The following is a 20,127-nucleotide window of genomic DNA, read 5'->3' as shown; positions in this document are numbered from 1 at the left end:
GCGGGTAGCGCAGGTGGATGACAGGCCGGTGACAGTCTGTTGAGGCGAGTTCAGGCGTTGCCAAATCCGCCCGGCGTCGGCGTGGTCACGATGACGGCTTCACCGGCCTCGAGCAGCGTCTGGTCGCAAGCCTTCAGGACTTCGATGCGGCCATCCTTGCGACGGACCTTGGTCGAGCCGACCTCGCCATTGCCGCCGCCGTCCAGGCCTTGCGGCGGGCGGTTGCGATGTGAGGACAGGATCGCGCATTCCATCTTTTCGAGGAAACGGATGGTGCGCTCGGTGCCGTCGCCGGCACTCCATTTGCCTTTGCCGCCGGAGCCTTCGCGGATGTGGAATTCCTCGAGCAGCACGGGGAAGCGCAACTCCAGCACTTCCGGGTCGGTCAGGCGCGAATTGGTCATGTGGGTGTGGACGCCGGAGGTGCCGGCAAAGCCGCGGCCGGAGTTCATCCGGCCTGCCGGCGAGCCGGAGCAGATCGTCTCGTAATACTGGTACTGCTTGTTGCCGAAGGTGAGGTTGTTCATCGTGCCTTGCGCATTGGCCATCGCGCCCATGGCGCCGAACAGCGCATTGGTGACATGCTGCGAGGTCTCGACATTGCCGGCGACGACCGCGGCCGGGTAGGTCGGCTTCAGCATGCAACCCTCGGGAATGATGATGTTGATCGGTCTCAGGCACCCGGCATTCATCGGGATCATGTCCTCGACCATGACGCGGAAGGCATAGAGCACGGCTGCGCGGGCGACCGGCTCGGGGGCGTTGAAGTTGTTCTTCATGACCGGCGATGTGCCGGTGAAGTCGACGGTTGCCTCGCGCTTTTGCCGGTCGACCGATATCTTCACCTTGATGATTTGGCCGGTGTCGGTCGGATACTCGTATACGGAGCTGTCGGGCAGCCGCTCCAGCACGCGGCGCACGCTTTCGGCGGCATTGTCCTGGACATGGCCCATATAGGCCTCGACCACGCCAAGGCCGAAATGCCCGACCATCTCGCGCAACTCGGCAACGCCCTTTTCATTGGCGGCAATCTGCGCCTTGAGGTCGGCGATGTTCTGGTGCGGATTGCGCGCCGGGTAGGGGTGGTCGGTGAGCAGCGTCTCCAGCTCCTTTTCGCGGAACCGGCCGCGATCGACGATGCGGAAATTGTCGAACAGCACGCCTTCCTCGTCGACGGTGGTGGCGAGCGGCGTCATCGAGCCGGGTGCGGTGCCGCCGATATCGGCATGATGGCCGCGCGAGGCGACGTAGAAGAGGATCTTTGGCGATTGGCCGATCTCCACCCTTGTGGGGGAGATGCCCGGCAGGGCAGAGGGGGGCAACGTCGAGCGCTCAGCTTCGCGGTATGCCGGCTCGCCAATTGGAGGCGTTGGCGGGACAGCGCCCCCCTCTGTCGGCTTCGCCGACATCTCCCCCACATGGGGGGAGATTGGGCGCCCATCCTCAAAGACCGGCGTCACCACCGTAATGTCTGGCAGATGCGTGCCGCCATTATAAGGCGCATTCAGTGCAAAGACGTCGCCGGGGTGGATGTCGCCGGAGTTCAGCCGAATGATGGTTTCCACCGAACGGTCCATGGAGCCGAGATGCACCGGCATGTGCGGCGCATTGGCGACCAGCGCGCCATTGCGGTCAAAGACGGCACAGGAGAAATCCAGCCGTTCCTTGATGTTGACCGAATAGGCGGTGTTTTGCAGCGTCACGCCCATCTGTTCGGCGATCGACATGAACAGGTTGTTGAACACCTCCAGCATGACCGGATCGGCCTCGGTGCCGAGCGCCGCCAGCCGGCGCTTTTTCTCGATGCGACGCAGGAGCACGTGGTTCCTGGCGGTGATTTCGGCCTGCCAGCCCGGCTCGACGACGATGGTCTGGTTCGGTTCGATGACCAGGGCAGGGCCGCCAAGCTTGTGCCCCGGTTTGAGCGCCTCGCGGCGGAAAATGCCGGCGTCTCGCCAAGTGCCGTCGATGAAGATTTGCCGATTTTCCGAAGGGCTTGCGGCGATGTCCTCAAGGATTGAATCACTTTCCTCGCGGCCGGCGTCGCCGCTGTCGATGCCTTCGACGCCGACCGATTCCACGATCATCGGCTTGTCGTCATAGACGAAGCCGAACTGCGCCTTGTGGGCGGCTTCGAAATCCGCCTTGGCCCGTGCGATCGAACCGTGCTCGAAATTCACCGGCAGCGCGGTGTCGGTGCCGTCGTAGCGGATCTGCAGCACCGGTTTCGAGGCGACGGCGTCCTCGGCAATGCCTTGCGCGGCAAGCTCGTCGATGACGGCTTTGCGCAGCGTCGCGATGAGTTCATCGATTGCCGGCCTGGACACTTCCGCCAGCGGTTTCAGCAGCGCCTGCTGGCGCGACGAAAAAATCGAGGACAACCCAATGCCATAGGCCGACAGCAGCCCGGAGAAGGGATGGATCAGCACCGCCTCCATGCCGAGTGCGTCGGCAACGAGGCAGGCGTGCTGGCCGCCGGCGCCGCCAAAACAATTCAGGAGATACTCGGTGACGTCGTAGCCGCGCTGCACGGAAATCTTCTTGATGGCGTTGGCCATGTTTTCGACGGCGATGGTGACGAACCCTTCGGCGACCGCCTCCGGCGTGCGGCCGTCGCCGATTTCGGCGGCGAGTGCGGCGAATTTCTCGCGCACGGTTTGCACGTCGAGCGGCTCGTCCTGGCCGGGTCCAAAAATGGCCGGGAAGAAGTCGGGCTGCAGCTTGCCCAGCATGACATTGGCGTCGGTGACGGCCAGCGGTCCGCCGCGCCGGTAGGCGGCCGGGCCGGGATTGGCGCCGGCCGAATCCGGCCCGGCGCGAAAACGGCCGGCCTCGTAGTGCAGGATGGAGCCGCCGCCGGCGGCGACGGTGTGAATGCGCATCATCGGCGCGCGGATGCGCACGCCGGCAACCTCGGTGTCAAAGGCGCGCTCGTAGTCGCCGTCATAATGGGCGACGTCGGTTGAGGTGCCGCCCATGTCGAAGCCGATGACCTTGTCGAAACCGGCGAGCTTTGCTGTCTCGACCATGCCGACGACGCCGCCGGCCGGACCGGACAGCAACGCGTCCTTACCCTGGAACATATCGGCGGCGGTAAGGCCGCCGGACGACATCATGAACATCAGGCGAGGGGATTCCCTTCCCCTCGAGGGGAGGGTGGCGGCGAAGCCGCCGGATGGGGTCGGCTCGACTGGGTCCGACGCTCTGGCGGTGCCTTCTGAGATGACCCCCTCTGGCTGCTGCGCAGCCATCTCCCTCTCGAGGGGGGAGAGGACGCCCAGCTCTTCTGCCACCACCTGCACATAGCGCGACAGAATCGGCGACAAATAAGCGTCGACCACGGTCGTGTCGCCGCGGCCGACCAGCTTGATGAGCGGCGAGACCTCGTGACTGACCGAGATCTGCGAAAACCCCAGTTTCCTGCAGACTTTTGCAACCGCCTTTTCGTGGTCGGGATATTTCCAGGCATGCATGAACACGATCGCCACCGCGTCGATGCTGTCGGCCCTGGCTTGTTCGATGGCCGGGCGCATGGCGGCGATGTCGAGCAGCCTTTCGACGCGGCCGTCGGCGCGCACGCGCTCATCGACCTCGATGACGCGCTCGTTGAGCTGTTCGGGAAGGATGATCTGCTTGGCGAAGATATCGGGCCGCGCCTGATAGGCGATCCTCAGCGCGTCGCGAAATCCCCTGGTGATGAGCAGCAGCACACGGTCGCCCTTGCGCTCCAGAAGCGCGTTGGTGGCAACGGTGGTGCCCATCTTGATGTCGCCGATCAGGCCGGACGGGATCGGCGCGCCGGATTTTAGCCCGAGCAGATCGCGAATGCCCTGGATGGCGGCGTCGGCATAGGCTTCGGGATTTTCGGATAGCAGCTTGCGCGGGTGCAGCCCGCCTTGCGGGTCCCGGCCGATGACATCGGTGAAGGTGCCGCCGCGGTCGATCCAGAAATCCCATTTGGCGGTCACGGCAGCTCTCCCGGGCATTTTATTGATTCAAATGTGCTAATTCGCCATGGTCTGGTGTTAATTCGCCATGGCTTCGCCGGCAACGCAAAAGCAGATGATGTTACATACGGAAATGCAACGTTATGAAACCCATGGGACATTTGGTGCATTCTGTCCTCGATCGTCACCGGTAGCGGGGGCGTGATTAGAGGAGAGATGTCATGAAGAAACTCATTCTTGCGTCGGTTTCGGCGCTTGCCCTGCTTGGCGTTGCGGCTTGCAGCGACAGCGGCACGGGCGGGGACGCCACCACCACGCAGAGCACCAATCCGCCGGCGAACGAACAGCCGATGCAGCCGGCTCCCGACGCGACCAAGCCGGCCGAGCCGGCTCCGGCACAGCCATCTGCGCCGGCGCAGTAATTCTTATGTGATGAACAGAAGGCCGGCATCCTGCCGGCCTTCTGACTTCAGGACAGTCTTGTTGCGGCCGCCGCCGCAAGCTCGGTTTCGCCTGTCACTTTTTGGCCCAGCAGAAGGGGCCGAAATGGCGAGGTGACGAAGGCGTGCAGTTTCGCGCGCTATGGCCGTTGCTGCCTGCTAATTTCCATGATCGACGGTTGCGCCAGCTGCTCAGGCGGCCGCGAAATCGGCTGGGCCGGCCCTGCGGCATTGTCTTCAGTTTGATAGCGGTGGGCTTGATAGCAGCGGCCAGTTAGCCCTAATAGGTGCCCATGTCGATTTGGGATCGCCTCGGCGACTTCATCACCCGCGTTTCGTCCTCAACCTCGTCCGGCGTCGCCGACGTGGTCGAGGCTGTGCGCACGGTTTTCTCCGGCGACCCCGACCTGCGCCGGCGCGTCGCCTTCTCGGTGGCGATGATCGCGCTGTCGGCCAAGATGGCCAAGGCCGACGGCATCGTCACCCAGGACGAGGTGCGCGCCTTCCAGCAGATATTCGAAGTGCCGAAGGAGCAGACGCGCAATGTGGCGCGGCTTTACGATCTGGCCAAGCGCGACATCGCCGGATTCGAGACCTATGCCGCGCGCATGGCGCAGCTTTGCGGCTCCGGCCATTCGAACTGCGCGATGCTGGAGGACATTCTCGACGGGCTGTTCCATATCGCCAAGGCCGACGGGCTGGTCCACGAGCGCGAAGGTCAGTTCCTGCATCGCATCGCCGAGATCTTCCGGATCGAGGAGGCGCATTACCAGAGCATTCTGGCCCGGCATGTCGATCTGGGTGCGGCCGATCCCTATGTCGTGCTCGGCATCGAGCGGGGAAAAACCTTCGAGGAGGTCAGGAAGCGTTACCGCAAGCTGGTTTCGGACAACCATCCCGACCGGCTGATCGCACGCGGCCTGCCGCAGGAATTCATCAAGATCGCAACCAGCAGGATAGCAGCGATCAACGCGGCCTACGAGATGATCGAACGAGGCCTGCGGCACGCATGAGCGGCTTTCTGCCCGACGAGCCGAGCGCCGAGGTCAGGGTATCGCCGAATTTCGGTCCACGACGCGAGACGGTCGACATGATCGTGCTGCACTACACCGGCATGGAGACCGGCGCCGGCGCCGAAGCATGGCTGTGCGATCCGGCCAGCGAGGTTTCGTCGCACTACCTCGTCCATGAGGACGGCCGCATCGTCCAGATGGTCAGGGAAAGCGACCGTGCCTGGCATGCCGGCAAGAGTTCCTGGTTCGGACGTAGCGACCTCAACTCCTGTTCGGTCGGCATCGAGATCGTCAATCCGGGACATTCGCTGGGCTACCGGAATTTTCCGAGACGGCAGATCGATGCCCTGATCGGCCTGTGCAAGGGGATTGTTCAGCGCCATTCCATCCCGGCTCAACGGGTGCTCGCCCATTCCGACGTGGCGCCGGGACGCAAGATCGACCCGGGCGAGAGATTCCCCTGGAAGGCCCTGTTCGAGGCCGGTGTCGGCCATCTTGTCGAAGCGGCACCCGTCAGGCGCGGCGCGGTGCTGAAGGCCGGCTACGCGTCTGCAGAGGTCGAGGCGTTGCAGTCGATGCTGGCGCTCTACGGTTATGGCGTGGAGATATCAGGCGCTTTCGATCGGCAAACCGAAATCGTGGTCGAGGCTTTCCAGAGGCATTTCCGGCAACGCAAAGTGGATGGCGTGGCCGACGGATCGACATTTCGCACGCTGGAACGGCTGCTTGGCTCGGTGAGGGCAGTTCCGTCCAAGTAGTCTTTTCCTGGCTGTAAGTTACAGCCTGTCATTTAAAGTGACTTGCTCCGCCTTTTTTGCCGCAAATTCGACCGTCAAAGGCGATCCGTGCAAGTTGTCGGACCTACAGCCTCCCAAATGTTCCGACGTTGATTGGCGTAGCTGCGTGAAGTTCTTCGCGCGGTTCAAACAGAACAGGATCCCATGCAGAAATTGACCGTTTTAACGGCAGCTGTTGCTGCCGGCGTAATGACTTTTGCCATCGGTGCGGCCAATGGCGCGCCTTTGAGCCAGCGGGCCGACCAGGGTTTCATGACCGCGTCCGATAAGACTGCCACGCCGAAAGCCGGGCAAGATGCCGGAGAAAAAAGGACAGCCTCCGCAAAGGCGAAAAAAGTTGCTGCGGTGAAAGCGAAAAAGCCAGCATCCGCAAAGGCGGAAAAGGTCTCTGCAAAGAAGGCAGTCGTTGCAAAGAAGCCAGTCCTTGCAAAGAAGGCAGTCTCCAAGCGGCATGTGAAGCGCAACAGGACCCGCATCGACCAGTCGACGACGGCGTCGATCGGCCGGCAAAGCCGGGCGGCGGCGCCGAAGCCGGCGGCCGCTGGCGATAGTGGCCAGTATTTGACGATCATCGAGCGTCATGCGGCCAGCAATGGTGTGCCGATCTCGCTCGCCAAGGCCGTCATCATGATCGAGAGCAGGTTTCAGCCGAACCAGGTCGGCCGCGCCGGTGAGATCGGCCTGATGCAGATCAAGCCGTCGACGGCGCGGATGATGGGTTACAGCGGCTCGATCAAGGGTCTCCACGATCCCGAGACCAACATCAAATACGGCATGAAATACCTCGCCATGGCGCGCAACCTCGGCGACGGCACGACTTGCGGCACGATCCTGAAGTACAATGCCGGCCATGGCGCCAAGCGGATGAACCCGATTTCAGCGGCCTATTGCGGCAAGGTCAAAGTGCAACTGGCCGCGCTTGGAGCGCCGGCGTAATAGACCGGGACCTGCTTTTTTGTTTGCGTTTTCGAATGTGAATCCCTTTATACGCCTTGCCAGCTGGCCGGGCGGCCGCACCCGCGAAGCCGAAAGGCTGCGGGTGAGGAAAGTCCGGGCTCCATGGAGACACGGTGCCGGTTAATGGCCGGCGGGGGCGACCCTAGGGAAAGTGCCACAGAAAGCAAACCGCCACGATCCGTCGTGGTAAGGGTGAAAGGGTGGGGTAAGAGCCCACCGCGCGACTGGCAACAGGAGCGGCACGGTAAACCCCACCGGGAGCAAGACCGAATAGGGGCGGTGCGAGGGGAAACCCTCGAGGGCTGTTTCCGGCTCACCGCCCGGGTAGGTTGCGTGAGGCGCATGGCAATATGCGCCCAAGATGAATGGCCGCCACGTTCTCGCGCCGCAAGGGGCGAGGGCCATACAGAACCCGGCTTACAGGCCAGCTGGCAATTTTCGTCCAGATTCTACGTTTTCGTCCAGATTCTTGGGGGGAAACTCCCTGATATCAGCAGGTTGCGTCTTCGGGCGCGCTTGCTGGTTCAGGCGCTTCATTGGCTGAATCAGCTTTTACTGGGCTGTGCATGGATTCTTGAAACTGGTGCGATTAAATCGTACTTTCCTGTTACGGGCGGTATCAGGAGCGCACCATGGGTCAGGTCGACAAACGCAGCATCACGCTTTCGCCGGAATTGGCGGCGGCGGTCGACGATGTGGTCGCCGCCGGCGAATATGCTTCGGCGAGCGAGGTGATCCGCGACGCACTCAGGCAATGGAAGGACCGCCGTGACTTGCACGGCTACACGCTCGAGGAGTTGCGCAAGCTGGTGCAGGAGGGGATCGACAGCGGACCGGCGCTGGACGGCCCGCCAATCATGGAACGACTGCGCGCCAAATATCTGAAAATGGCCGAGGCCAAAGGCCTTGAGGAGTGAAATACCGCCTGCTTCCCCAGGCAGTAATCGACCTCGAACGTATCGGCGACCACATTGCCGAACACAACCCTGATGCAGCGATCCGCCTCGTGAATATCCTGGAGAGGCGCTGTGATTTGCTGACCCTGCATCCTTTCTCGGGCGCACCGCGGGAAGACATTGCGCCCGGCATCCGCCATCTGGTCGTCGGCGAATACCTTACCTTGTACCGTGTCGGCGCGGATGCAGTCGAGATCCTGCGTGTGCTGCATGGCCGGCGCAATATCGAAGCCGACGATCTGGCTTCGTGATCGGTTCGGTCAACCGTCGACGCCGTCCAGCGACGCCTCGATCGCCTGCCAAAGCGCTTCCACCGGCTCGCAGCCGACCGACAGGCGAACAAAGCCGGGCGGCACCGCATCACCCCAGCGGGCGCGCCGCTCGGCCGAAGAGTGGACGCCGCCGAAGGAGGTCGCCGGCTGGATCAGGGCGCAGGCGCCGATGAACGCTTCGGCCCTGGCTTCACTCCCCAGGTCGAGGCCGACAAGGAAGCCGAAACGCTCCATCTGGGTGGTCGCCAGATTGTGTGAAGGGTCATCCTCCAGTCCAGGAAAGCGGACGGATTTCACGGCCCGATGATCTGTCAGGCGTCGGGCGATCAGTTCGGCCGATTTGCACATGCGGTCGAAGCGGACCTCCAGCGTCTCGAGGCCTCGATGGACCAGCCAGGCTTCGAATGGTCCGGGGATGGAGCCCGACAGTTTGCGCCACTCGCGGATGGCGGTGATGATGCCGGCGTCACGGCTGGCGACATGGCCGAACAGCGCGTCGGAATGGCCATTGGGCGCTTTTGTGTCAGCAGCAACGACGATATCGGCGCCGAGGTCGAGCGGGCGCTGACCGTAAGGCGTCATCGTGGTGTTGTCGGCGACGACCAGCGCGCCGGCCTCGTGCGCAAGGCGCGCCACGCCGGCAAGGTCGCAAATGTCCAGCCCGGGATTGGATGGGGTCTCGACGAACACCAGCCGGTAGCCGGAAAAACCGCCGTCCACAAAGGACTTGGTCGGTCGTGTGTTGAACGGGACGTCGAAAGGTTTGAGGAAGCGCTCGGCAAGCAGGCGCGGCGTGTAGTAACCGTCGGACGGCAACAGGATGCGATCGCCCGCCTTGAGCAGCGCGAAGAAGACCGCCGCGATCGCGGCCATGCCCGACGGGAACGCTACGGACGGCGCGTCCTCGAGGTGGCCGAGCATGTCTTCCACCGCTTCCCATGTCGGATTGTCGTAGCGCCCGTACTGGCTGACGCCGGCCGGATTGCCGGGCAGATGGAAAGTGGTCGTCATTGTCAGCGGCAGCGAGACCGGGTCGCCCTTGGCGAGCTTGACGCCACGCAAATGGGCAAGGGTGGCCGCGCGCGATTTGGCTGTTTCGGACATGTATTTTCAACCTTCTGACCGAGAAAAGAACCTGTTTCTGACCGAGAAAAGACAGGCCGACGCTATGCGTGGTGGCGCTCCGCGGCAAGCCGCCTCCGGTTAGGCCAAACCGCTCTAAACGCTTCGTTAGGCTTAATGGAGCATAAACACGGGAGTGCCGTCAAAGCTGCCCTCATCGGTTGTGGCGCGCGTTTTGTGAAGCCTATTCCCGTTGACGCCCATAGTACCCCATGATATCCCATTCAGATATTCAAGCCTTCGTTCCGCGTCAGGGTGAAGCGTACGCCAATCGGGCAGCCGCGGCGGCTGCGCGTTCGCCTGTTTTTGCCTTTTGGAACGAAGTGAGTTTTGGGCAGGGACCGCGCTGCGGCGGCGCGGGCGGGAAAATGCAGAGGGGTGCGGCGGTGCAAGCGGCCGTAACGCGTAATGGACCGGTTTCTGTCAAGCGCGGTGAACAGGATCGATGCGAAGGGGCGGGTGTCCGTTCCAGCGCATTTCCGTGCGGTTGTGCAGAAGCGCGGTTATTCGGAACTCTATGCGCTGCGCTGCCTGGACCGTCCGGCGATGGATGTCGGCGGGCTCGACCTGCTCGACCGCTACGAGCAGCGCATCGCACAGGAAGACGCCTTCCTGCAGACCTCGGACGACATGTCGTTCTTCTGCCATGGCGATGGAACCTTTCTCAAGCTCGATCAGGACGGCCGCATCTCGATGACCGATTTCATCCGCGAGCATACCGGCATTTCCGCGGAAGTGGCTTTTGTCGGCCGCGGCAATTTCTTTCAGATCTGGGAACCTGGACGGCTCACCGCCTATGGGGCGGAAGCACGCGCCCGGCTTTTGCAGCTTCGGCAGGGGACGAAGCCTGGGGAGCGGCCGGAATGATGGCGGGCTACGGCGATGACCCTCACGCCGTTGGCGGACCGGCCCGTCACATTCCGGTCCTCCTTGTCGAAGTGCTGGAGGCGCTTTCGCCCAAGACGGGCGAGGTGGTCGTCGACGGCACATTCGGCGCCGGCGGCTACTCCAAAGCCATTCTGGCGAGAGGCGCCTCGGTTGTCGCGATCGACCGCGATCCGGATGCGATTGCTGCCGGTCGTGTTCTAGAGCAACAATCGGGCGGCAGGCTCCGGCTCGTCCAGGCGCCGTTCTCGACATTGGACGAGCATGTCGAAAGCGCTGACGGCGTCGTGCTCGACATCGGCATCTCCTCCATGCAGATCGATCAGGCGGAGCGCGGTTTTTCGTTCCGTGCCGACGGACCGCTCGATATGCGCATGGCGCAGGCTGGCCTCAGCGCCGCCGATGTCGTCAACTCTTTCAAGGTGGGCGATCTTGCCCGCATCTTCGGGTTTCTTGGCGAAGAGCGCCATGCCGGCCGCATCGCCCGCATGATTGAAAGCCGTCGCGAAAAACATCCGTTCGAGCGCACGCTCGACCTTGCAGACGCCATTGAGACGCATATCGGCCGCGCGCCGAAGGACAAGATCCATCCAGCGACCCGCGTCTTCCAGGCGCTGCGCATTTTCGTCAATGACGAACTCGGCGAACTGGCCAAAGCGCTGTTTGCGGCTGAACGCGTGCTGAAACCGGGCGGACGGCTGGCCGTGGTGACGTTCCATTCCCTGGAAGACCGCATCGTCAAGCGCTTCATCGCCGATCGCGCCGATGCGGCGACCGGATCGCGGCACCTGCCCGAGGCGCAGGCGCGCAGCGCCACCTTCAAAAAGGTGGGCAGCGGCGTGACGCCCGGTGAGGCCGAGATATCGGCCAATCCGCGGGCGCGCTCGGCAAGGCTGCGCGCGGCGATCCGCACCGACGCGCCGGCGCGCGCCGGCGATTTTTCGATTTTCGGGCTTCCAAAACTTCCTGATCCAAAACTTCCCGGTGGCGAGCGGCCGGGAGAGAGGTGAGCACGTGTTTCGTACCAGCGACATAGTCCTTATCGCCGTCATGGTTTCGGCCGCGGCCTTGACCTTCAAGACCAAGCGCGAGGCCGAGGAACAATTGGCGGCGGTGCACAAGATCCAGGCGCAGATCCGCTACGAGGAGGATACGATCGATCTCCTCAAGGCGGACTGGAGCCTGCTTACCCAACCGTCGCGCCTGCAAAAGCTGGCCGAGACCTATAAATCGCAACTCGAGCTCGAGCCGGTCAGCGCCCGCCAGATCATCGGGCTGGACGATCTGCCGGCAAAACCCCTCACCATCGAGGACCTTTCGTCCGAGCGGCTGGGCGGCATGGCCGACAGTTCCAGCAAGGAACCGATGGGCAACGACCCCGTGGTCACCGGAGGCATCGTCCAATGATCGCCAGACTTCCAGTGATCACCAGTCTGCTGACGCGCCGCGCCAAGTCTGGTGACGACGGATCGATTGTGGTCGAAGGCGCCCGCAAGGCGACCGGCGGCAAGGGCAGGACCCGCGTCGTGATGACGATGGCGGTGTTTTTCGGCATCTATCTGACCATCACCGGGCGGCTGGTCTATCTCGGTTTCCAGAACCCCGACCTGTCCGGCGGTCCGCAGAGCCGGGTGACGGCGTCGCGGCCCGACATCGTCGACCGCAACGGCGAAGTTCTGGCGACCGACATCAAGACGGCGTCGCTGTTTGCCGAACCGCGCCGCATTGTCGACGCCGACGAGGCGATCGAAAAACTGGCGACGGTGCTTCCCGAAATCGACTACGAGCAGACCTATCACAAGCTGAAGAGCGGCGCCGGCTTCGTCTGGCTGCAGCGGCAACTGACGCCCAAGCAACAATCTGACATTCTGCAGCTCGGCATTCCCGGCATCGGCTTCCGCACCGAAAAGCGCCGCTTCTATCCGGCCGGCGAAACCTCGTCCTACATTGTCGGCCTCACCAACATCGACAACCAGGGCATCTCCGGCATGGAGAAATACATCGACGAACAGGGGCTGAGCGATCTTCAGGCGTCCGGCCTGGCGGTGGCCAAGGATCTGAAGCCGGTGCAGCTCTCAATCGACCTGCGCGTCCAGCATATCGTGCGTGACGAGGTCGCCATCGGCATGGAAAAATACCGCGCAATCGCGGCGGGCGCCGTCGTTCTCAATGTCAAGACCGGCGAAGTGGTCGCGATGGCCTCGGTTCCGGACTTCGATCCGAACAACCCCTATAATGCGCACGACAAGGACCGCTTGAACCGCATGTCGGCCGGGCTCTACGAGATGGGCTCGACCTTGAAGAGCTTCACCACCGCCATGGCGCTCGATTCGGGCAAAGTGACGCTGGAAAGCCGTTTCGACGCTACGCGCCCGATCAGGATCGGCCGCCAGACCATCCATGATTTTCATGGCAAGGCCCGGGTGCTGTCGGTACCCGAAGTGTTCATCTATTCGTCCAACATCGGTTCGGCCAAGGAAGCCGAAGCGGTCGGCATCGAGGGGCACCGCGAATTCCTGCATCGCCTGGGCATCCTCGAGAGAATGCAGACGGAACTGCCTGAGGTCGCCCGCCCGACCGAGCCAAAGGTCTGGAAACAGGTCCATTCGATCACCATCGCCTTTGGTCACGGTGTGTCGACGACGCCGCTGCAGACGGCGGTCGGCTGTGCCGCGCTGATGAACGGCGGCTATCTGATCCAGCCGACATTCCTGAGACGGGCGCAGGAACAGGCGATGTCGGTGGCCAAGAAAGTCGTCAGCGACAAGACATCCGAGAACATGCGCTATCTCTATGCACTCAATGCCGAGAAAGGCTCAGGCAGGAACGCCAGGGTCCCAGGTTATCGCGTCGGCGGCAAGACGGGAACGGCCGAGAAGGTTGTCAACGGTCGCTACTCAAAGGACAAGAACTTCAACGCCTTCGTCGCGGCGTTCCCGATGGACGATCCGCAATACATCGTGCTTACCATCGCCGACGAACCGAAGCCGGAAAAACCCGGCATGGGTGCGACGGCCGCCTCGAATGCAGGCGCCATGGCTGCAAACATTATCCGACGTTCGGCTTCCATGCTTGGCGTGAAGCCAGATTTCAGCCATGAAAATGGCGCAACGCTGGTTTCCTATCAGTGATTCTGAGGGCGCGCCGGCAACTGCGCGCTATTTTGTTGCTATGAACGGGGTTCGATGAAGCTGAAAGACCTAGCCGGTATCCTGCCTGTCGAGGGGACAGCTTCCTTCGATACGGAGGTTACCGGGATTTCTTCGGATTCCCGCCAGGTAGGACCAGGCGTGGTCTTCTTCGCGCTCGCTGGCACCAAGACCGATGGCGCGGCCTATGCCGCCGATGCCGCCAAGCGCGGCGCCGCAGCGATCGTGGGCGGCAAGGGCAGCGTCGCCGGACTTCCGGTGCCGGTTTTCGCCGTCGACGATCCGCGCTTGGCGCTGGCACTGAGTGCGGCCCGCTACTTCGGCAGGCAGCCACAAACCATGGTCGCGGTGACCGGCACCAGCGGCAAGACATCGGTTGCGGCTTTCACCAGGCAGATCTGGGAGCAGTCAGGCTTTGCCGCTGCTTCGATCGGCACGACCGGCGTGGTGGCGCCGGGCCGCAACGAGTACGGCTCGCTGACCACCCCCGACCCGGTCGACCTGCACAGGCTGCTGCGCGAACTGGCGGATGCCGGCGTCACCCACGCATCGATGGAGGCCTCCAGCCATGGTCTCGATCAGCGCCGGCTTGACGGCGTGAAGCTCTCAGCCGGCGGGTTCACCAATCTCGGCCGCGACCACATGGATTATCATCCGACAGTCGAGGACTATCATCGCGCCAAGCTGCGCCTGTTCGACGCGCTGCTGCCGAAGGGCGCGCCGGCCGTCATCTTTGCCGACGATCCGTGGTCGGAGCCGACGATACGGGCGGCGAGGGCGGCGGGACTGGATGTGCTGACGGTCGGCCGCCACGGCGAGTTCCTGACACTGAAGCGGGTCGAGCACGAGCGCCACCGTCAGCGTGCCGAGGTGGAAGTCGATGGCGTTCTCCACGAGATCGACCTGCCGCTGGCCGGCGATTTCCAGATCGCCAATGCCCTGGTTTCGGCGGGCCTCGCCATTTCTACTGGAACACCTGCCGCCAAAGCCCTGATGGCGTTGGAGAAATTGAAGGGCGCCCCGGGCCGGCTGGACCTTGTTGGCACCACTGCCAACGGTGCGCCGGTCTATGTCGATTACGCGCACAAGCCGGACGCGCTGGAAAACGTGTTGGCTTCGGTGCGGCCGTTCACCACCGGCCGCGTCATCGTCGTGTTCGGCTGCGGCGGCGACCGCGACCGTGGCAAGCGTCCGATCATGGGCGAGATCGCCACGCGGCTCGCCGATGTCGTGATCGTCACCGACGACAATCCGCGCTCGGAAGTGCCCGAAACGATCCGTGCCGCGATTCTTGCCGCTGCACCCGGCGCCATCGAGATCGGCGACCGGCGCAAGGCGATCCACGAGGCAGTCGCCATGCTCCATGCCGGCGATACGCTGATCGTGGCCGGCAAGGGGCATGAGGAAGGCCAGACCGTCGGCGCCGAAACGCTGCATTTTTCCGACCATGAGGAAGTCCGCGCCGCGCTCCAGGAGCACGCCGCATGAACTTGCTGTGGACGTCAGAGGATCTCGTCGCCGCCATGGGCGGACGACCGCTCGGGCCGATGCCGGAGGGTATCGGCGGCATCTCGATCGACAGCCGCAGTCTTGAGCCGGGCGATGCTTTCTTCGCGATCAAGGGCGAGGCGATGGACGGCCACGATTTCGCGACCGCCGCCATCAAGGCCGGCGCCGGCGTGCTGGTCGTCGCTGAGGGCAAGTTGCCGTCGCTCGGGCGGCTGACGGCGCCGATGATCGTCGTGCAGGACGTCTTGGCCGCGCTGGAAAAGCTGGGGCTGGCCGCGCGCGCGCGCTCGAATGCCAAGATCATCGCGGTGACCGGTTCGGCGGGCAAGACCACCACCAAGGAAGCGCTGCGCCATGTGCTGTCCGTAGTCGGCAAGGTGCACGCATCGGCGCAGTCTTTCAACAACCACTGGGGCGTGCCGCTGACGCTGGCGCGGCTGCCTGTGGATTGCGACTATGCCGTGTTCGAGATCGGCATGAACCATCCTGACGAGGTCCGGCCACTGGCCAGGATGGTCCGGCCGCATGTCGCCATCGTCACGCTGATCGCCGCGGCACATCTCGGCTTCTTCCGCAACCTGGACGAGATCGCCAGGGCCAAGGCCGAGATTTTCGAAGGACTGGAACCGGACGGCGCCGTCCTTCTCAACCGCGACGACCCGCGCTGGAAGCTTCTGGACAAGATGGCGAGAGCCGCCGGCGTCGAGCACATCTACGGCTTTGGCGAGAATGCCCGTGCGACCTTCAAGCTGCTGACATGCGCGCTGCATGCCGATCATTCCGTCATCACTGCCAAGATCGGCGGTCAGGAGATCACCGCCAGGGTCGGCGCGCCGGGCCGACACATGGTGCAGAATGTGCTGGCCGTGCTGGGCGCCGCGCACCTGGTCGGCGCCGACATCGCCAGGGTGGCGCCGGCGCTGGCCGATCTTTCGGCCCAACGCGGACGCGGCAAGCGCCATGTGCTGCGCCACCCGAAAGGTCCGATCACGCTGATCGACGAGAGCTACAACGCCAATCCGGCGTCGATGAGCGCAGCAATGGCGCTGCTCAACGCGACGCCGGTGTCGGGCGAAGGCAGGCGCATCGCGGTGCTCGGCGACATGCTCGAGCTCGGCGACCATTCGGCGAAGCTGCACGCCGCCCTTGCCGATCTCATCGTCGGCACCGACACGCGCACGGTCTTTCTCGCCGGCCCGCAAATGCGGGCGCTGGCCGATATCCTGCCTGATGAGATCGAGACAGAATATCGCGCCGGCGCAGAGGATCTGAAACTGGTGCTTCTGTCGGCACTGAAGCCGGGCGACGTGGTGATGATCAAATCGTCGAAAGGCATCGGGTTTTCCAAATTGGTCGACGTACTGCTCAGCAAATTTCCGGCGGCAGCCGCAACCGCCAAACAGACCTAGAGCCAGGTCCGGGGACCGAATCGCATGTTCACACTGCTCGTCGAATTCGCGGACAAGATCTCGGTCTTCAACGTCTTCCGCTACATAACCTTCCGCACCGGCGGCGCGCTGATCACCGCGGCGCTGATCGTCTTCATCTTCGGCCCGGCCATTATCAATTCGCTGAGGCTGCGGCAGGGCAAGGGCCAGCCGATCCGCGCCGACGGGCCACAGACGCATTTCAAGAAAGCCGGCACGCCGACCATGGGCGGGCTGATGATCCTGTGCGGCATCATCGGCTCGTCGCTGTTGTGGGCGAACCTGTCCAGCATCTATGTCTGGGTGGTGCTGCTGGTGACCCTGGGTTTCGGCTCGATCGGGTTCTACGACGATTATCTCAAGGTGACGAAGCAATCGCATCTCGGCTTCTCTGGCAAGGCGCGGCTGGGGCTTGAATTCGTCATCGCCGGCATCGCCGCCTGGGTGATCATGCACAATGGCCAGGCGCCGTTCTCATCGTCGCTGACCTTCCCCTTCGCCAAGGAGTTCCTCATCAATCTCGGCTGGTTCTTCATCCCGTTCTCGTGCTTCGTCATCGTCGGCGCCGGCAACGCGGTGAACCTGACCGATGGCCTCGACGGCCTTGCGATCGTGCCGATCATGATCGCGGCGGCGTCCTTCGGCGTCATCGCCTACCTGTCCGGCAATGCGGTGTTCGCCGAGTATTTGCAGATCCATTTCGTGCCCGGCACCGGTGAATTGGCGGTGGTCCTCGGCGCAGTGATCGGCGCCGGCCTCGGCTTCCTGTGGTTCAACGCACCGCCGGCGGCGATCTTCATGGGCGATACCGGCTCGCTGGCGCTTGGCGGCCTGATCGGCACGGTTGCGGTTGCCACCAAGCACGAGATCGTGCTGGTCATCGTCGGCGGCCTGTTCGTTGTCGAGATCCTGTCGGTCATCATCCAGGTCGGCTACTTCAAGATGACCGGCAAGCGGGTATTCCTGATGGCGCCGATCCACCATCATTTCGAAAAGCTCGGCTGGACCGAAAGCCAGGTGGTGATCCGCTTCTGGATCATCGCCGTCATCCTGGCGCTGGTCGGCCTGTCGACCCTCAAGCTGCGATAGGAGGCCGCTTGATCCCCGCCGCATCCTTCGCAGGCAAGCGCGTTTCACTCTTCGGGCTCGGCGGCTCGGGGATCGCCACTGCGCGCGCGTTGATCGAGGGCGGGGCGGAGGTGCTCGCCTGGGACGACAATCCCGGCAGTGTCGCCAATGCCGCGGCCGTCGGTATCGCGACCGGCGACCTGCGTGGCGCCGACTGGGCGAAGTTCTCGGCCTTCGTGCTGTCGCCCGGCGTGCCGCTGACGCATCCGAAGCCGCACTGGACAGTGGAACTGGCGCGCGCTTCAGGCGTCGAGATCATTGGGGACATCGAGCTATTCTGCCGGCAGCGGACCTTGCTGGCGCCGGCTGCACCCTTCGTCGCCATAACCGGCACCAACGGCAAATCGACGACCACGGCGCTGACGGCGCATATCCTGAAATCGGCCGGACGCGACACGCAGATGGGCGGCAATATCGGCCGCGCGGTGATGACGCTCGATCCGCCGGAACCGGGGCGGCATTATGTCGTGGAATGCTCGTCCTACCAGATAGACTTGGCGCCCTCGATCAATCCGACCGCCGGCGTCCTGCTCAACCTGACGCCCGATCATCTCGACCGTCATGGCACGATGCAGCACTACGCCGCGATCAAGGAGCGGCTGACGGCCGGCAGCGAAACGGCCATCGTCGGCGTCGACGATTCCTGGTGCGCCCAGCTCGCCGACCGGCTGGAGCGGGCAGGCCGGCACGTCATCCGCATTTCGAAGCGCCTGCCGCTGACCGACGGCTATTTCGCCGAGGGCACCGATCTGATGGAGGCGGTGCACGGCCGTTACAGCCGGGTCGCCTTTCTCGAGGGCATCGGCTCGCTGCGCGGCCAGCACAATGCGCAGAATGCGCTGGCCGCTCTCGCCGCCTGCCTCAAGGTCGGGCTCGATCTGGGCGAGATCCAGTCGGGGCTGGAGAGCTTTCCCGGGCTGGCGCACCGTATGGAGCAGGTCGGCCGCAAGGGCCATGTGCTGTTCATCAACGATTCCAAGGCGACCAATGCCGATGCGGCTGCGCCCGCATTGTCCTCCTTTCCGCGCATCTACTGGATCGCCGGCGGGTTGCCGAAAGAGGGTGGCATCGAGCCGTTGCGCGGCCTCTTTCCGCGCATCGCCAAAGCCTATCTGATCGGCGAGGCCGCACCAGCCTTCTCGGCGACGCTTGGCGAGGCGGTGCCCTACGAGATCTCCGGCACTCTGGCGGCAGCTGTCGAGCATGCGGCAAGCGACGCGGCCAGGGACGACTGCAACGGCGAGGTGGTGGTGCTGCTTTCACCGGCCTGCGCCAGTTTCGACCAGTTCAAGAATTTCGAAGTGCGCGGCGAAGCCTTCAGGCAAGCTGCGAGCACTATTGATGGCGTGAAGCTCATCGGAGGGGCACGATAATGCAAAGCCGTCTCGACAAAAGCCCGGTTGCCACTTGGTGGTGGACGATCGATCGCTGGTTCCTGGCTGCGTTCCTGTCGCTGATGGGGCTCGGCATCGTGCTGTCCTTCGCGGCAAGCCCGGCGGTGGCCCAGCGCATCGGCCTGGACAGTTTCCACTTCGCCACGAGGCAGATCATCTTCACCATTCCCGCACTTGGCGTGATGCTGGCCGTCTCCTTCCTGGAATCGCGGCAGATCAGGCGCATGGCCCTGGCGATGCTGTGCATCACGCTGGTGCTGATGTTGGCGGTGCTCTACATCGGCGTCGAGGTGAAGGGCGCGCGTCGCTGGGTGTCGCTCGCCGGGGTGTCGCTGCAGCCGTCGGAATTCCTGAAGCCTGCCTTCGTCGTCATCTGCGCCTGGCTGTTTGCCGAACACAAGCGCCAGCCCGACATTCCAGGCAATCTGTTCGCCATGCTGCTGCTGGCCCTCGTCATCTCGCTGCTGGTGGCGCAGCCCGATTTCGGCCAGACCATGCTGGTGCTCGGCACCTGGGGGGTGATGTTCTTCATGGCCGGACTGCCATGGCTGTGGATCATCGCGCTGGGCGCTGTCGGCATCGGCGGCGTGTTTGCTGCCTATACCGTGTTCCCGCATGTCGCCGGCCGCATCGATCGCTTCATGACCGGCGAGGGCGACACGTTCCAGGTCGACATGGGCCGCGATGCACTGATCAATGGCGGCTGGTTCGGCGTCGGTCCGGGCGAGGGCACCGTCAAGCGGGTGATACCCGACAGCCATGCCGATTTCGTCTACTCGGTGGCCGGCGAGGAGTTCGGACTGATCATGTGCTTCTTCATCATGATCATCTTCGCCTTCATCGTGCTGCGCGGCCTCGGCACCGCGCTCAAGGAGCAGGACGATTTCACACGCTATGCGGTCGGCGGCCTGGTCACGGTCTTCGGTCTGCAGTCGGTCATCAACATGGCCGTCAATCTGCAGCTGATGCCGGCCAAGGGCATGACCTTGCCGTTCATCTCCTATGGCGGCTCCTCGCAGATCGCCATCGCCATCTCGATGGGCATGGTGCTGGCGCTGACGCGCAAGCGGCCGGAAAAGCGCAAGCAGTTGGGCTTCGCGCCGTCGCAGCGCGCCATGCCGGCGGAGTGAA

General features: G+C 63.5%; 18 protein-coding genes and 1 other RNA gene. 16 read left to right on the top strand and 3 right to left on the bottom strand.

Annotation, left to right across the window (positions count from 1 at the left end):
- Positions 1–50: 50 nt before the first annotated feature.
- Entirely contained in the window at positions 51–3,968 is a 3,918-nt protein-coding gene (locus AC0L3O_RS17440; protein ID WP_473616156.1) for a hydantoinase B/oxoprolinase family protein, read from the bottom strand.
- Positions 3,969–4,168: 200 nt separating this feature from the next.
- Between AC0L3O_RS17440 and AC0L3O_RS17435 the strand changes: the two genes are divergently transcribed.
- From AC0L3O_RS17435 to AC0L3O_RS17425, 3 genes are all read left to right on the top strand, one after another.
- Positions 4,169–4,369: a hypothetical protein gene (locus AC0L3O_RS17435; RefSeq protein ID WP_023798723.1), complete on the top strand. Its 201-nt coding sequence runs from the start codon at positions 4,169–4,171 to the stop codon at positions 4,367–4,369.
- Between the two features lie 311 nt (positions 4,370–4,680).
- A complete protein-coding gene (locus tag AC0L3O_RS17430) occupies positions 4,681–5,400 on the top strand; it encodes a J domain-containing protein (protein ID WP_023798724.1) in 720 nt (239 codons plus the stop codon).
- Positions 5,397–6,158: an N-acetylmuramoyl-L-alanine amidase gene (locus tag AC0L3O_RS17425; RefSeq protein ID WP_473616155.1), complete on the top strand. Its 762-nt coding sequence runs from the start codon at positions 5,397–5,399 to the stop codon at positions 6,156–6,158. Before AC0L3O_RS17430 ends, AC0L3O_RS17425 begins: the two co-directional genes overlap by 4 nt.
- Positions 6,159–6,322: 164 nt before the next feature.
- Here the strand turns inward: AC0L3O_RS17425 and AC0L3O_RS17420 are convergent, their stop codons facing one another.
- Complete coding sequence (locus tag AC0L3O_RS17420) at positions 6,323–6,769, bottom strand: hypothetical protein (protein ID WP_473616153.1); 447 nt, start codon at positions 6,767–6,769, stop codon at positions 6,323–6,325.
- On the opposite strand from AC0L3O_RS17420, the gene AC0L3O_RS17415 reads away from it, so the two are divergent.
- The 4 genes from AC0L3O_RS17415 (at position 6,759) to AC0L3O_RS17400 (ending at position 8,361) form a co-directional block, all read left to right on the top strand.
- Positions 6,759–7,133, top strand: coding sequence for a lytic transglycosylase domain-containing protein (locus AC0L3O_RS17415; protein WP_473616152.1), 375 nt, complete (start codon positions 6,759–6,761; stop codon positions 7,131–7,133). The two genes, AC0L3O_RS17420 and AC0L3O_RS17415, sit on opposite strands and share 11 nt — an antisense overlap.
- A 59-nt stretch (positions 7,134–7,192) precedes the next feature.
- Positions 7,193–7,590: RNase P RNA component class A (gene rnpB, locus AC0L3O_RS17410), an RNA gene on the top strand.
- Positions 7,591–7,786: 196 nt separating this feature from the next.
- Entirely contained in the window at positions 7,787–8,071 is a 285-nt protein-coding gene (locus tag AC0L3O_RS17405) for a type II toxin-antitoxin system ParD family antitoxin (RefSeq protein WP_091594133.1), read from the top strand.
- Positions 8,068–8,361, top strand: coding sequence for a type II toxin-antitoxin system RelE/ParE family toxin (locus AC0L3O_RS17400; RefSeq protein ID WP_473616151.1), 294 nt, complete (start codon positions 8,068–8,070; stop codon positions 8,359–8,361). Before AC0L3O_RS17405 ends, AC0L3O_RS17400 begins: the two co-directional genes overlap by 4 nt.
- A gap of 9 nt (positions 8,362–8,370) precedes the next feature.
- Here AC0L3O_RS17400 and AC0L3O_RS17395 read toward each other — a convergent pair whose 3' ends face one another.
- On the bottom strand, positions 8,371–9,486 hold the full coding sequence (locus tag AC0L3O_RS17395; protein WP_473616149.1) for a cystathionine gamma-lyase: 1,116 nt from the start codon (positions 9,484–9,486) through the stop codon (positions 8,371–8,373).
- Positions 9,487–9,912: 426 nt separating this feature from the next.
- On the opposite strand from AC0L3O_RS17395, the gene mraZ reads away from it, so the two are divergent.
- From mraZ to ftsW, 9 genes are read left to right on the top strand one after another with little or no spacing between them, the layout of a single operon-like run.
- Complete coding sequence (mraZ, locus tag AC0L3O_RS17390; protein ID WP_473616148.1) at positions 9,913–10,371, top strand: division/cell wall cluster transcriptional repressor MraZ; 459 nt, start codon at positions 9,913–9,915, stop codon at positions 10,369–10,371.
- Positions 10,368–11,399 (top strand): 16S rRNA (cytosine(1402)-N(4))-methyltransferase RsmH, encoded by a 1,032-nt coding sequence (gene rsmH / locus AC0L3O_RS17385; protein WP_128167171.1) that lies wholly within the window; start codon positions 10,368–10,370, stop codon positions 11,397–11,399. The genes mraZ and rsmH overlap by 4 nt, the downstream gene beginning before the upstream one ends.
- 4 nt (positions 11,400–11,403) lie before the next feature.
- The gene (gene ftsL, locus AC0L3O_RS17380) at positions 11,404–11,796 is read left to right on the top strand and encodes a cell division protein FtsL (RefSeq protein WP_023798732.1); all 393 of its coding nucleotides are present in this window, start codon (positions 11,404–11,406) and stop codon (positions 11,794–11,796) included.
- The gene (locus AC0L3O_RS17375; protein ID WP_473616147.1) at positions 11,793–13,520 is read left to right on the top strand and encodes a peptidoglycan D,D-transpeptidase FtsI family protein; all 1,728 of its coding nucleotides are present in this window, start codon (positions 11,793–11,795) and stop codon (positions 13,518–13,520) included. Before ftsL ends, AC0L3O_RS17375 begins: the two co-directional genes overlap by 4 nt.
- A 54-nt stretch (positions 13,521–13,574) precedes the next feature.
- A complete protein-coding gene (locus tag AC0L3O_RS17370; protein ID WP_473616145.1) occupies positions 13,575–15,026 on the top strand; it encodes a UDP-N-acetylmuramoyl-L-alanyl-D-glutamate--2,6-diaminopimelate ligase in 1,452 nt (483 codons plus the stop codon).
- Positions 15,023–16,456, top strand: coding sequence for a UDP-N-acetylmuramoylalanyl-D-glutamyl-2,6-diaminopimelate--D-alanyl-D-alanine ligase (locus tag AC0L3O_RS17365; RefSeq protein ID WP_473616144.1), 1,434 nt, complete (start codon positions 15,023–15,025; stop codon positions 16,454–16,456). The genes AC0L3O_RS17370 and AC0L3O_RS17365 overlap by 4 nt, the downstream gene beginning before the upstream one ends.
- 24 nt (positions 16,457–16,480) lie before the next feature.
- On the top strand, positions 16,481–17,563 hold the full coding sequence (mraY, locus tag AC0L3O_RS17360; protein ID WP_023798736.1) for a phospho-N-acetylmuramoyl-pentapeptide-transferase: 1,083 nt from the start codon (positions 16,481–16,483) through the stop codon (positions 17,561–17,563).
- An 8-nt stretch (positions 17,564–17,571) separates the two neighbouring features.
- On the top strand, positions 17,572–18,975 hold the full coding sequence (murD, locus tag AC0L3O_RS17355; RefSeq protein ID WP_287259785.1) for a UDP-N-acetylmuramoyl-L-alanine--D-glutamate ligase: 1,404 nt from the start codon (positions 17,572–17,574) through the stop codon (positions 18,973–18,975).
- On the top strand, positions 18,975–20,126 hold the full coding sequence (gene ftsW, locus AC0L3O_RS17350; protein WP_023798738.1) for a putative lipid II flippase FtsW: 1,152 nt from the start codon (positions 18,975–18,977) through the stop codon (positions 20,124–20,126). Before murD ends, ftsW begins: the two co-directional genes overlap by 1 nt.
- Position 20,127 lies beyond the last annotated feature (1 nt).

Source organism: Mesorhizobium sp. WSM4810, from assembly GCF_055811235.1.
Note: the sequence above shows the minus strand (reverse complement) of the source record. Positions and strands in the feature narration are given on the sequence as shown.